This window comes from Streptomyces sp. NPDC054047 (assembly GCF_055585065.1).
In genome coordinates this window covers 1,097,306-1,110,543 of record NZ_JBVJKV010000002.1, presented here as the reverse complement: position 1 = coordinate 1,110,543, position 13,238 = coordinate 1,097,306, and the positions used below count along the sequence as shown (strand labels likewise).

Annotated in this window: 9 protein-coding genes; 3 read left to right on the top strand and 6 right to left on the bottom strand. The window is 72.1% G+C overall.

All coding sequences use genetic code 11. From position 1 onward, the window contains the following. Nucleotides 1-65 precede the first annotated feature (65 nt). On the top strand, nucleotides 66-2,150 hold the full coding sequence (locus ACZ6ZP_RS11460; RefSeq protein WP_469406491.1) for an MDR family MFS transporter: 2,085 nt from the start codon (nucleotides 66-68) through the stop codon (nucleotides 2,148-2,150). Between the two features lie 57 nt (nucleotides 2,151-2,207). Here the strand turns inward: ACZ6ZP_RS11460 and ACZ6ZP_RS11455 are convergent, their stop codons facing one another. From ACZ6ZP_RS11455 to ACZ6ZP_RS11430, 6 genes are all read right to left on the bottom strand, one after another. After that, nucleotides 2,208-2,975, bottom strand: a complete 768-nt coding sequence (locus tag ACZ6ZP_RS11455) for a sulfite exporter TauE/SafE family protein (RefSeq protein ID WP_383823556.1) — start codon at nucleotides 2,973-2,975, stop codon at nucleotides 2,208-2,210. A gap of 79 nt (nucleotides 2,976-3,054) precedes the next feature. Continuing rightward, the gene (locus ACZ6ZP_RS11450) at nucleotides 3,055-4,572 is read right to left on the bottom strand and encodes a long-chain-fatty-acid--CoA ligase (protein ID WP_469406490.1); all 1,518 of its coding nucleotides are present in this window, start codon (nucleotides 4,570-4,572) and stop codon (nucleotides 3,055-3,057) included. Nucleotides 4,573-4,688: 116 nt separating this feature from the next. Then, nucleotides 4,689-5,876 (bottom strand): thiolase family protein, encoded by a 1,188-nt coding sequence (locus ACZ6ZP_RS11445; RefSeq protein WP_351161577.1) that lies wholly within the window; start codon nucleotides 5,874-5,876, stop codon nucleotides 4,689-4,691. A gap of 341 nt (nucleotides 5,877-6,217) precedes the next feature. Next, a complete protein-coding gene (locus ACZ6ZP_RS11440) occupies nucleotides 6,218-7,438 on the bottom strand; it encodes an FAD-dependent oxidoreductase (RefSeq protein ID WP_469406489.1) in 1,221 nt (406 codons plus the stop codon). Further along, nucleotides 7,435-8,880, bottom strand: coding sequence for an FAD-dependent oxidoreductase (locus ACZ6ZP_RS11435; RefSeq protein WP_469406486.1), 1,446 nt, complete (start codon nucleotides 8,878-8,880; stop codon nucleotides 7,435-7,437). Before ACZ6ZP_RS11435 ends, ACZ6ZP_RS11440 begins: the two co-directional genes overlap by 4 nt. Beyond that, nucleotides 8,877-10,349, bottom strand: a complete 1,473-nt coding sequence (locus ACZ6ZP_RS11430) for an FGGY family carbohydrate kinase (protein ID WP_351161569.1) — start codon at nucleotides 10,347-10,349, stop codon at nucleotides 8,877-8,879. Before ACZ6ZP_RS11430 ends, ACZ6ZP_RS11435 begins: the two co-directional genes overlap by 4 nt. A gap of 244 nt (nucleotides 10,350-10,593) precedes the next feature. Here ACZ6ZP_RS11430 and ACZ6ZP_RS11425 point away from each other — a divergent pair, with 244 nt between their 5' ends. Continuing rightward, entirely contained in the window at nucleotides 10,594-11,586 is a 993-nt protein-coding gene (locus ACZ6ZP_RS11425; RefSeq protein ID WP_351161566.1) for a hypothetical protein, read from the top strand. A gap of 88 nt (nucleotides 11,587-11,674) precedes the next feature. Then, on the top strand, nucleotides 11,675-13,204 hold the full coding sequence (locus ACZ6ZP_RS11420) for an amino acid permease (RefSeq protein WP_351161563.1): 1,530 nt from the start codon (nucleotides 11,675-11,677) through the stop codon (nucleotides 13,202-13,204). The last annotated feature ends 34 nt before the right edge of the window (nucleotides 13,205-13,238 follow it).

Below are 13,238 nucleotides of genomic sequence, written 5' to 3'. Positions count from 1 at the left end.
CCCCGCGTCACCGGACCGGACCGGCCCCGCATGCACGGGCCCGGGCGCGGTGTGAGGGTGACCGTGTGACCACCACCGCCGAGCCCGCCGCCGAGGCCCCTGAGCAGGGGCCGCCCGTCCTGGACAAGCGCCGCCGCAACATCGTCTTCGTGACGATCATGCTCGGGATGCTGCTCGCCGCACTCGACCAGACCATCGTGGGCACCGCACTGCCCACGATCGTGGCGGATCTGGGCGGCGCCGAGCACATGTCGTGGGTCGTGACGTCGTATCTGCTCGCGGAGACCGTCGCCACCGTGCTCGTCGGGAAGTTCGGCGACCTCTTCGGGCGGAAGATCGTCTTTCAGGTGTCGGCGATCGTCTTCATCACCGGCTCGTTCCTGTGCGGCCTGTCGACGAACATGACGCTGCTCATCGCCTGGCGCGCCCTCCAGGGCATCGGCGCCGGCGGGCTCATGGTGACCTCGATGGCGTTGATCGCCGATGTGATCCCGCTGCGCGAGCGCGGCAAGTACCAGGGGGCGATCGGCGCCGTGTTCGGCGTCGCCACCGTGATCGGACCGCTGCTCGGCGGGCTCTTCACCGACCATCTGACCTGGCGCTGGGCCTTCTACGTCAACGTACCCATCGCGATCGTCGTGGTGATCGCCGCGGCCCGCACGATCCCCGTCGTGCGATCGGCGGTGCGTCCCGTCATCGACTATCTCGGCATCGCGTTCGTCGCGATCGGCGCCAGCGCGCTGATTCTGGCGACGAGTTGGGGCGGCAACCAGTACGCGTGGGGTTCGGGCACCATCATCGCGCTGTTCGTGGGCGGCGCGATCGCGCTCGCGCTGTTCTGTGTGGTCGAGACGCGGGCCGCCGAGCCGATGCTGCCGATGCGCCTGTTCGCCAACCCCGTCTTCACGGTCTGCTCGATCCTCAGCTTCATCGTCGGCTTCGCGATGCTGGGCGCGATGACGTTCCTGCCGACCTATCTGCAGTACGTCGACGGGGACTCGGCCACGATCTCGGGCGTGCGGACGCTGCCCATGGTGATCGGGCTGCTCATCGCCTCGATCTTCAGCGGCAACGTGGTGAGCAAGACCGGGACGTATCGAATCTTTCCCATCATCGGCGCCTTGGTCATGGCGCTCGGGCTCTATCTGCTCTCCCTCATGGGCAGCGAGACCAGCACCTGGCTCGAATCGCTGTACATGTTCGTCCTCGGTACCGGTATCGGGCTCTGCATGCAGGTCCTGACGATCGCCGTGCAGAACACCGTCGTCTACTCGGACCTGGGCACGGCGACCTCCGGAGTCACCTTCTTCCGTACACTCGGCAGTTCCTTCGGCACCGCCGTGTTCGGCACCATCTACGCCAACACGCTGAAGCCGAATCTCGCGGACGGCGTCGCCGCCGCGGCCAAGGCGGGGGCCGCCGATCCCGCTGTCGTCGCCAAGGCCGCGCAGAGTCCGCAGGGGCTGCACGACCTTCCCCCGGAAGCCGCCGCGCCCATCATCAAGGCGTACGCCGACACGCTGCACACCGTGTTCCTGTGGACGGTTCCCGTGGCGCTGCTGGGGTTCGTGGTGGCCCTCTTCCTCAAGCAGGTGCAGCTGCGCGACAGCGCGCGGATGAGCTCCGCGGACATGGGCGAGGGCTTCGCGTCACCGACGTCGAGCGGCAGCTCGGACCAGGTGCTCGAACTGGCGGTCGGCAACATCATCCGCAGTACCGGTATGGACACCGCGCGTCGTGTCATCCGTGATTCCGACACCCGGCTCGACATCGCGGGCGCGTGGGCCGTGATGCAGGTGTCGCTCTTCGACCGGATGGTCGGTCACGCGAGTCTCGGCCTCATTGCCGCCCGGCGGCAGCTGCCGTACGAAGTCCTGGTCCCGGTCTTCGACCGGATGGTCGAGGAGGGCTTCCTCACCCGCTCCGGCCTGCTCTTCTCGCACACGCCCGCGGGTGAGCGCGAGGCCGACGTGATCGGCAAGGCGTGGGCCAAGTGGCTGGGCGAGCAGGTGGAGAAGGACAGCGGCCGGCCCGCGGACCAGGACCTCGTCAAGGCCGTCGACGCGATCGCGAAGCGGCTGCTCGTGGAGGACCTGGAGCACGGCCTCGCCCCCGAGGCGCGGGGGCCCGTCCCGCTGAGCAAGGCCTAGGCCGGCGGCCGGGCCTGGACCGACGGCCGGGCCCGGACCGACGGCCGGGGCCCGCGCTCAGCGCAGCAGCAGCTGGAGGCCGCCGAGGACCGTGGCCCCGATCACCAGCTGCTCGAAGAGACGCTGGTTGATCCGGTGCACGACCGCCCTGCCGATGAGGGCGCCCGGGACGACGAAGAGCACGAGCGCCGCGTCGAGCAGCAGCGAGTGCGCGTCGATCAGACCGAGGCCCACGCTGAACGGCACCTTCGAGGTGTTGACGATGAGGAAGAACCACGCCGACGTGCCCAGGAAGCTCAGCTTCCGGAAGCCCGCGGAGAGGAGATACATCGACATCACCGGGCCGCCCGCGTTGGCGACCATCGTGGTGAAGCCGCCGAGCACGCCGTAGGAGGGGGCCTTGAGCCGGGCTCCGCGCGAGGACGCCGGCTCCTCCGCTTCGTCCGCGGGCGCCCGGCGGCGCCACAGCGTGACCGCCGCCATCAGGAGCAGGATCGCCCCGATCGACGTACGGACGACGGCGTCGTCGGCCCACATCAGGAAGACCGCGCCCACCACCACGCCGCCCGCGACGGCGGGGAACAGCCGCCACAGGGTGGGCCAGTGGGCATGGCGGCGGTAGGTGAGGACGGCCAGTACGTCGCCCGCGATCAGGACGGGCAGCAGGACGCCCGTCGACTCGCGGGCCGGAAGGACCGCGGCGAAGACGGCGAGGCTGACCGTGTTGGCCCCGCTGACGGCGGTCTTGGAGAAGCCGACCAGCACCGCGGCCGCGGCGAGCGCGGCGTATTCCCAGAGGGATACGTCCATCAGAGATATGTCCATGCCAGCAACAGATGCTAGGCCCAACTATCTCCGCGCCGTCAGCGGCGGCCACATCCTGGACGCCCGGACCGCCGGGGGCCTACGCCCCGCTGTAGGTGACCCGCAGCTCCCGCTTGAGGACCTTCATGCTCGGTCCGAGCGGCAGCTCGCCGGTGAACTCCACGCGGCGCGGGTACTTGTGGCGGCCCAGGTGCTCCTTGGACCACTCGGTGATCCGCGCGGCGTCCGGCGCGGAGCCGGGCGCCGCGACGACGACGGCGCAGATCTCCTCGCCGTGCACCTCGTCGGGCAGACCGATCACGGCGACGTGCGCGACGTCGGGGTGGCGCATGAGCACCTCCTCGACCTCGCGCGGGTAGACGTTGAACCCGCCGCGGATGATGACGTCCTTCTTGCGGTCGACGATCGCCAGGAACCCGTCGGCGTCCTTGGTGCCGAGGTCCCCGGTGCGGAACCAGCCGTCGACGACGGCCTCGGCGGTCGCCTCCGGGCGTCCCAGGTAGCCGGAGAAGACGTTGTGCCCGCGGATCACGACCTCCCCCAGCTCCCCGGTGGGCAGCAGCTCGATCCGCCCCTCGACGTCGGCGCGGGCGATCTCCACGTCCACGCCCCACAGCGGGTGGCCGATGCTGCCCGCCCTGGTGCCGAAGACGGGCTGGTTCACGGAGGCGGTGGGCGAGGTCTCGGAGAGCCCGTACCCCTCGTAGACCGGTACGCCGAAGGCCGCCTCGAAGCGCTCCAGTACGGCTACGGGCAGCGAGGCACCGCCGGAGATCGCGAGCCGCAGCGCGGGCAGCTCGGCGGCCGTCGCCGCGGCCGCCACCAGGTTCACGTACATCGTCGGCACCCCGTGGAAGGTGTTGACGCCCTCCGCCGCCATCAGCGCGATGGCCCGCGCGGCGTCGAAGCGCGGCAGGAGGACGAGCGTGGCGCCGGCGCGCCAGGTGGCGTTCATGGAGACGGTCTGGCCGAACGCGTGGAAGAGCGGGAGCGCGCCGAGCGCGACGTCGTCGCCGCGCACGTCGTGGGCGTCGAAGGCGCAGACCGTCGCGTTCATCACCAGGTTGAGGTGGCTGAGCACGGCGCCCTTGGGCACGCCCGTGGTGCCGCTGGTGTAGAAGACGACGGCGGGGTCGTCGGCCTCGCGGGTGACGTAGCTGGTGAGCGGCTGGGCCGCGTGCGCCAGGGTGTCGAGCTCGCCGTCCGCGCCGAGGGTCAGCATCCGTACGCCGGTCGCCGCGGCGGCGGCCTTGCCCGTCTCGGCCTGCGCGGGGTGACACAGCAGCAGGGTGGCGCCGCTGTCCCGCAGGACGTGCTCGACCTCCTCGGCGGAGAGCAGGAGGTGTACGGGGACGACGACGCCGCCCGCGGCGAGGATCGCGTAGTAGGCGCGCGGGAACTCGGCGGTGTTGGGCGCCATCAGGGCCACCCGGTCCCCCGGCCCGACCCCGAGCTCCCCGAGCGCCGCCGCCTGCGTGCGGGCCTGCTCCCACAACTCGCCGAAGGAGAGCCGCAGTTCACCCTCGACGAGGGCGGTGCGGTCCGGGTGACGGCGGGCGGGCTCGGCGAGGATCGCGGCGAGGGACAGCGTGGCCATGGGTGATGCTCCGATTCCTTGCGTTCCGTGCGGCCTGGGTGGGCTGTGCCGCCTGGGGCTGTGCGGCCTGGGTGGGCTGTGCCGCCTGGGGCCGTGCGGCCTGGGGGCTGTGGGATTCAGCCGCGTTCGACGAGCAGCGCGCTGCCCTGGCCGACGCCCACGCACATGGTGGCGAGGCCGCGGGCCGCGCCGGTGCGGCGCATGCGGTGCAGCAGCGTGGTGAGGATGCGGGCGCCGGAGCAGCCGAGGGGGTGACCGATGGCGATGGCGCCGCCGGTCGGGTTCACCAGCTCCGGGTCGATGCCCAGGGCGTCGACGCAGGCCAGGGCCTGGGCCGCGAACGCCTCGTTGAACTCGGCCTCCTGGAGGTCGCCGATGGACCAGCCGACGCGGGTGAGCGCCTTCTGGGTGGCGGGGACGGGCCCGATGCCCATGACGTCCGGATGCACGCCGGCGGAGGCGCCCGCGACGTACCGCCCGAGGGATTCGAGCCCGAACTCGTTCAGGGCTTCCTCGCTGACCAGGAGGAGCCCGGCCGCGCCGTCGTTCATCGGCGACGCGTTGCCCGCGGTGACGGTGCCGCCCTTGCGGAAGACGGGGCGCAGGCCGCTGAGCTTCTCGTACGAGGTGTCCTCACGGACGCATTCGTCGCGCTCGAAGAGGGTGCCGTCGGGCAGGGTGACGGGGAGGATCTCGGCGTCGAAGTGGCCGTTCTTGCGGGCCTCGGCGGCGCGGTGGTGGCTGCGGAGGGCGAAGGTGTCCTGGCGCTCGCGGGAGACGCCGTGGCGCTGCGCCACTTCCTCCGCGGTCTCACCCATGGCGAGGACGCCGTGCAGGTCCTTCATCGCGGGATTCACCAGGCGCCACCCGAGGCGGGTGTCGACGGTCTCCATCTTGTGCGGCAGCGCTTCGTCGGGGCGGGGCAGGACGAAGGGGGCGCGGCTCATCGACTCGGAGCCGCCCGCGAGGACGACGTCGGCCTCGCCGGACGCGATGGTGCGGGCGGCTGCGGTGACGGCTTCCATGCCGGAGGCGCAGAGGCGGTTCACGGTGGCGCCGGGCACGGATTCCGGGAGCCCTGCGAGGAGGGCGGCCATGCGGGCCACGTTGCGGTTGTCCTCGCCCGCCTGGTTGGCGGCGCCCCAGTAGACGTCGTCGATCCGGGCGGGGTCCAGCTCGGGGGTCCCCGCGAGGAGACCGCGTACGACGGTGGCGGCGAGGTCGTCCGGGCGGACGGAGGAGAGGGTGCCGCGGAGTTTGCCGATGGGGGTGCGGCGGGCTGCGGCGAAGTGGACTGGGCGCACGATACGGCTCCGGATCGTTTGCGGTCGTCGTCTGCGGGGTTGCGGCGCAACGGCGTGACGTAAATTAGCACTGCTAGTTTTGGAGTGTACGGGCAGCGAGCGCCGGGCGGAAGAGCGATCTTTCCCATATACCGCGCCTGGGCCCTGGACCTACCGGGGGCTCCGCCCCCAGACCCCCGCTCCTCAAACGCCGGAGGGGCTGAACATTCCGGCCGGTGCTGGAAAGTCCTAGCCCGTCCGGCGTTTGAGGACGAGCTCGGCGGAGCCGGTGATGACGGCAACCAAGGCTCCCGCGCCGAGCGGGTTTGTGGGAAGGGGTGGGGTTGGGGACGGGAAAGGCCCTACCCGACCGCCACCCGCACCGGACCGCCCCCCGCATCCACCCTCCCCACCCATCCCCCCAAGAGAGACAACCCCCGGTGGGCCGGCACCCTCCGCAGCACCCGTTCCCGGTGCAGGCACCGCCCGTCCTGCGTCACCACCAGGACAGGACAGACCACGGCCTCCGCCGTCTGCAGGAGGAAGCGACCGCCCTGAGCGCCGGGCGCGAGCCGGTTCGGCGCCACCCACCGCAGGGGGGCGTCCACCACCACCGGCACGCCGGACGGCCACCCCGCACCCTCCAGATGCCCCCGCACCGCGCGAGCGACCCGCGCACCCTCCCCCGCGGCCACCCCCGCCGGCTCCACCGCATGTACCCCGCTGCCCACCGCGAAGACTCCCTCCGAAGCCGTGCGGAAGGAACCGTCCACCGCCGGGCCCCGCGTCCCGGGGTCGAGCAGCACGCCCCCGCGCCGCGCCAGCTCGTGGTCGGGGACGAAGTCTCCGGTGAACACCACCGTGTCGCAGGCCAGCACGCTCTCCCGCCCGTCGGACCGCCGCAGCCGCACCCCCGACAGCCGCCCACGCCCCAGGAGTTCGGCCACCAGCGCCCCGGTCAGCAGCGGCACTTGGTCCACCCCGAGCCGAGTCACCGCGGCCCGCGCCCACCCCACCTGCGCCCGCGCCTCCTCCGTGACGAGCGCGGCGACCTCCACCCCCGCGCGCCGCAGCGCGGACAGCGCCGCGTAGCTCACCGGCTCCGCCCCCACGACCACCGCCCGGGTCCCGATCTCCTGCCCGTAGACGTGCACCGCCTGCTGGAGCTCCCCCGTGGTGAACACCCCCGCCGGGCGTGTCCCTGGCACGAGCCGTGCCGTCCGCGGCCGTTCCCGCGCGCCGGTGGCCAGGACCACGGCCCGCGCAGTGATCCGCTCCAGGCCGTGCGGTCCCGTCGTGTCCACACAGAGCGGCCCGGCCCATCCGGTGGCGCTCACCCCGGTCCGTACCGCCGCTCCCGCGCCGAGCGCGGCCTCGACGAGGCCCTCCGCGTACTGCGGCCCCCTCACTCCCCAGCGCCCGAACCCTCCGTGGTCGCAGTGGCGCGGCACCCCGCCGGCCCGCGCCTCCCGTTCGAGGACCTCCACCGCGCCCGCGCCCAAGGCCCTGAGGCGCTCGGCCGCGGCGAGCCCCGCGGGGCCCGCGCCGACGACGAGTACGTCCACGCTCCGCCGCCGCCTCATCGCGCCGCCCCCGACTCGCCCCAGCCGTCGAAGAGTTCGCGTACCGCGGGCCCGCAGTAGAACCCCTGGCAGCGTCCGCCGCGCGCCCGGGTCCGGCGCCGCAGGCCCTCCAGCGAGCCGGGCGGGACCGTGCTGATGAGGGCGTCCCTGATCTCGCCGCGGGTCACGCGTTCGCAGTGGCAGACGATGCTGCCGTACGCGGGGTCGGTCGCGATGAGGTCGGCACGCTGGTAGGGGCGGGGGAACGCCTCTCCGAGGTTCGGCATGCGGACGGGCTCCAGGTTTCCGGCCGCCGTCAGGTCGAGGTCGGGGCCCGCCGCGTCGGCGAGCAGGCCGACGACGTACTCCGCGATCGCCATCGACGCGGTGAGACCCGTGGACCGGATGCCCCCGACGGTGATGTACCGCTCCTCCGGTGAACTGTGGATCTGGTAGTCGTCGTGCTCGGTGGCCGCCCGCAGCCCCGCGTAGACAGCGGTGACCTCCTCGTCGAGCAGGGAGGGCAGGATGCGCCGGCCCTTGGCACGCAGCCCGGCGAGGCCTTCCTCCGTCGTACCCGTCGCCATCTTGTCGTCCAACTCCTCGGCGGTGGGGCCGAGAAGGACGTTTCCGTACACGGTCGGCGCCACCAGGACCCCCTTCCCCAGTGCCGTCGGCACCGGCAGGAGGATGTGGCGGACCAGGTCGCGGGCGAGCTTGTCGAAGACGATGAGCTGGCCGCGGCGCGGGGTCACCGTGAACGCGCCCCGCCCGAGCAGTCCGCGGTCGAGCGCGTCGGCGTGCAGCCCCGCGGCGTTGATGAGGTAGCGGGTGCGTACGACGCCGCGGGGCGTGGTCAGCTCACGGCAGCCGCCGCCCGGCCCCGTGGGCGACGGACCGATCGTCTCCACCTCGCAGTTGAGGTGCAGGTCCACTCCCCCGCGCACGGCTTGGGTGGCGTACGCGAGTGTCGTCGTCCAGGGGCAGATGATGGACTCGCCGGGGACGTCGAGCGCGCCCAACGCGCCTTCACCGAGGTGGGGTTCGCGGGTCCGCACCTCGTCGGCGTCGATGATCCGGGCCTCGTCGTAGTCGTTGGCCTTCGCCTTCTTCAACAGGCCCGGCAAGGCCGCAAGTTGCTCCCCGTCCCAGGCCACGAGCAGCGCGCCGACCGGTTCGACCGGGATGCCGCTCGCGGCGGCGTACGCGGCGAGCAGGCGCTGCCCCTCGCGCACCAGGCGGGACTCCAGGGAGCCCGGCACGGCGTCGAAACCGGTGTGCAGGATCGCGGTGTTGGCCTTCGACGTGCCGTCGCCCACGTCGCCGGAGGCTTCGACCAGGGCGACCCGCAGGTGCTGGAATCCGGCCAGTTCACGGGCGATGGCGGAGCCGACCACCCCGGCGCCGACGACGGTCACGTCGTAGGGCTCGGAGGGCAGCGGCCCCTTGGTGGTGACGGTCATGACGACGGCACGGGCGCGCGGTCGAGGAGGGTATCGACCGCCGCGCGGAAGCCGCCGATGCGCTCGGCGGCCCGGGTGGCGTCGATCTTCGGCTCGTACACCGTGGCGGGCCGCCACCGGGAGACCGCGTCCCGCACCGTGAGCTTGGGGTCGAGGCCCATGCGGGCGACCGCGCCCACGCCGAGGGCGGTGACATCGGGCAACGCCGACACCTCGACCGGGATTTGGAGCAGGTCGGCCTGGGTCTGCATCAGCAGGGCCGAGCGGGTCAGACCGCCGTCGACGCGCAGGCTCGTCAGGGGCTCGCCCAGGTCGGCGGCGACCGCGTCGGCCAGGGAGGCGACCTGGGCCGCGATGCCCTCGCACAGGGCGCGGACCAGATGGCCGGGGGACGTGTCGAGGCCGAGGCCGGTGATCGAGCCGCGCAGGTCGCCGCGCCACCAGGGCGCCGCGAGCCCGGCGAGCGCGGGCACGAAGGTGACGCCGCCCGCGTCGGGCACCGACGAGCCCACGAGGTCGAGGTCCGCGGCCCCTTCGATCACCCCGAGGTCGGTGAGCCAGCGGACGGCGGAGGCGGCGGTGTAGACCTGCCCGTCCAGGCAGTAGCTGCTCTCCCCGCCGAGCCGCCAGGCGACACAGGTGACCAGGCCGGAGTCGCCCCTGCGCGGGCGTGAGCCGGTCTGGGCGAGCAGGAACGCGCCGGTGCCGTAGGTGCACTTGGCGGTGCCCGGCTCGGTCACGTCCTGGGCGAGCAGCGCGGCCTGCTGGTCGACGAGGAGGCCGGTCAAGGGGAGTTCGGGGCCGAACGCCTTGGTGGTGCCGACCGGGCCCGCCGCGTCGACCACGCGCGGCAGCCGCTCGTCGGCCAGGCCGAAGACGTCAAGGGCGCGCGGTGACCAGGTGACGTCGTCCAGGTCGAGGAGCTGGGTGCGTCCGGCGGTCGCCGCGTCGGTGACGAACTCGCCCGTGAGCCGGTGGACCAGCCAGGCGTCGCTGGTGGTGACGACGCCTTCCCGGGTGAGGTTGCGGCGTATCCACGCCATCTTGGGCGCGGCGAAGTAGGGGTCGAGGGGCAGTCCCGTCAGGTGCCGCACCTCATCCGCGTACGGCGCGAGTTCGGCGCACAGCGGCTCCGCCCGCCGGTCGTGCCACACGATCGCCTCGGTCAGCGGGCGGCCGGACGCCGGGTCCCAGGCCAGCACGGTCTCGCCCTGGTTGGCCAGGCCGACCGCGGCGACCGGCTCTCCCGCGTCGGCCAGGGCGCGGCGTCCCGCGTCGACGACCGAGGCGAGCAGCGCCGCCGGATCTACCTCCACCCGGCCTCCGGGGAGGTGGCGCGGGCGTACGGGCGCGGTGCCGGAACCGATCACCCCGCGTTCCGGACAGAGGACGAGAGCCTTCGTGCCGGACGTGCCCTGGTCGATGGCGAGGACAGCCTCGCCGCGCGGTCCTCTGCCATTCGTGATCACCGCGGAAGCCTGCTACAGCGGCACGGAAGGCGTCAAGGGCCCCCTTCGCGCGCCGATCCCGACCCACTTGTCTCCCAAATTGCCAACCGGCGCGCCGAGTTGACCATAAGTCGATCCCAAAAGATCCACGAATCGCCCTGAGAACGGAAGTTGCGGATCTACACTGACCGCCGAAACAACATCAATGATTCACAGGCCAGTTCACGCCATCACCTGCCCTCCGCCCTCCCCCACAGAAGGATTCATGCCCACTCCGTCAGGCCGCCCCGTGTACCACCCGGCGGGCCACGACGAACAGTTGCGCGCCGTGCTCCAGGACCTCAAGACGGGTCGCTGGGTGTCGACGCGCAACCTGCTCGACTCGACTCCCGACTGGGGACTGTGGACGCAACGTACGCAGATCCTGGCGGCCGCCGTCGCCGGCTCCGACGTGGTCAGGGCCTGGCAGGCCGAGGAGCCGCACAGCGCCGCCGCTTCCGTCCTGCATACCCGGGTCCTGGTCGAGCGGACCCTGCGCGCCCATCGCGCCGGGCACCGCCACACCAACGAGCTGTGGCGCGAGGCGGCAGCCGCGTGCGGCGCCTCGATCGACGCCTCGCCCGAGGACCCCGTGCCGTGGGTCTGCCTGCTCGCCCTCGCCCAGCTCGACAAGGGGCAGCGGTGGGACGAGCACCGTGTGCCGGCCCCCGAGCCGATGCTGTTCCCCGGCCCCTGGCATCTCCTGGCCGAGGCAGACAAGCGCGACCCGGGCAACCGCGAGGCCTACCACCGGATGCTCCAGTTCGCGTACACCCGCCGCCCCGGAGGCCCGCTCACCGAAGCGGTCAACTTCGCCCACTGGGCGTCCGGTTCGGCCCACACGGGCTCGGCGCTCCACGTACTGCCCCTGTATGTGCGCGTCGAGCGGTACCGCAAGGACGGCGGCGCCGAGCACGCCCTGGATCTGCACTGGATAGGGGAGGACGCGACCCGCTCCGCCCTGCGCGCGCTGCACCTGTGGTTCGAGCACGCGCTGCCCGCCGCGACCTCGCTCCTCGACCTCAACTACGTGGCCCACGCCCTGTGGGGAGCGCATCAATTCCAGGACGCCACCCGGGTGTTCGAGGCACTCGACCCCTTCTACACCGTGGCGCCGTGGACGTATCGCACACGGTCGCCCGGTGACGCGGACGCGGCGGCCGAGGCATTCATGCAGGCACGTACGCGCTGTCTGAGCGCCGTACGCGATCCGGGCTGAGGCCCCCGACCCCGGCCTCCCCCATCGGCACCACCCCCATCGGCACCACCCGCTCCCCGATCGACCGCTCCCCGACGGAGGTACATCCGTGTCCCGCACCACCTGGTCGAGCCCAGCCTCGACCACCGCCCCGCTGCCCGACGAGGAACAGAGGCTCAGGGAGCTCGGCTACCAGCCGGTCCTGGCGCGCCGGATGGGCGGCTTCGGCAACTTCGCCATCAGCTTCTCGGTCATCTCGATCCTCTCCGGCTGCATGACCCTGTACGGCTTCGGCCTGGGCACGGGCGGCCCGGCCGTGATGCTCTGGGGCTGGGCGGGCGTCGGTCTCTTCGTGCTCTGCGTGGGCCTCGCACTCGCCGAGGTCACCAGCGCGTACCCCACGTCGGGGGCCCTCTACTACATGGCCGACCGGCTCGGCGGGCGCCGCTGGGGCTGGTACACCGGCTGGTTGAACCTGCTCGGCCTGCTCGGTGCGATAGCGGGCATCGACTACGGCGCCGCGCTGTTCACCGGGGCCTTTCTGAACCTCCAGTTCGGCTTCACGCCGACGCCGGAGAAGACCTTCCTGATCTTCCTCTGCATCCTGCTGCTGCACGCCGTCCTGAACCTCTTCAACGTACGTCTGGTCAGTCTGCTCAACTCGATCAGCGTGTGGTGGCACGTGGCCGGTGTCGCGGTCATCGTGGGCGTCCTCGCGATCGTGCCGGACCACCACCAGTCGCCGTCGTTCGTCTTCGGCGAGTTCGTCAACGACACCGGGTGGGACAACCCGCTCTACGTCACGGCGATCGGCCTGCTCCTCGCGCAGTACACGTTCTCCGGGTACGACGCGTCCGCGCACCTGTCGGAGGAGACCTCCAACGCGTCCGTCTCGGCGGCGCGCGGCATCGTGCGGGCCATCTGGGCCTCGTGGATCGCCGGTTTCATCCTGCTCGCCGGGCTGACCTTCGCGATCCAGGACTACGCGGGGGCGCAGAACACGGACACCGGGGTGCCACCCGCGCAGATCATGATCGACGCACTCGGCGAGTCCGGCGCGACGGCCCTGCTGCTCATCGTGATCGTGGCGCAGCTGTTCTGCGGCAACGCCGAGACGGCGGCGGCCAGCCGGATGGTCTTCGCGTTCAGCCGCGACAACGCGCTGCCCGGCTCGAAGATCTGGCGCAAGGTCAGCTCCCGCACGCAGGTGCCGGTGCCGGCCGTGTGGCTGTCGGTCGGTCTGGCAGCGGCCATCGCGCTGCCTTCCCTGTACTCGGCGACCGCGTACACGGCCGTGACCGCCATCAACGTCATCGGCATCACCCCCGCGTACGCCATCCCGATCTTCCTGCGGCTGCGGGCGGGCGACCGCTTCCAGCCAGGACCGTGGAACCTGGGCCGCTGGAGCAAGCCCATCGGCTGGATCGCCGTGCTCTGGGTGGCGTTCGTGACGGTCCTGTTCTGCCTGCCGCAGGTCTCGCCGGTGACGGTCGACACGATGAACTACGCGTCGATCGCGCTCGCCGTGGTGCTGATCCTCGCCACGGTGTGGTGGTTCGTGGCGCGGCGCTCCTACAGCACGCCGTCGGCGTACGGATCGGAGCGTGAGCAGGCGGAGATCGCGGAGGACATCATCTAGCCGTCCCTCCGTCGATCCCTCAACGACCGCACCC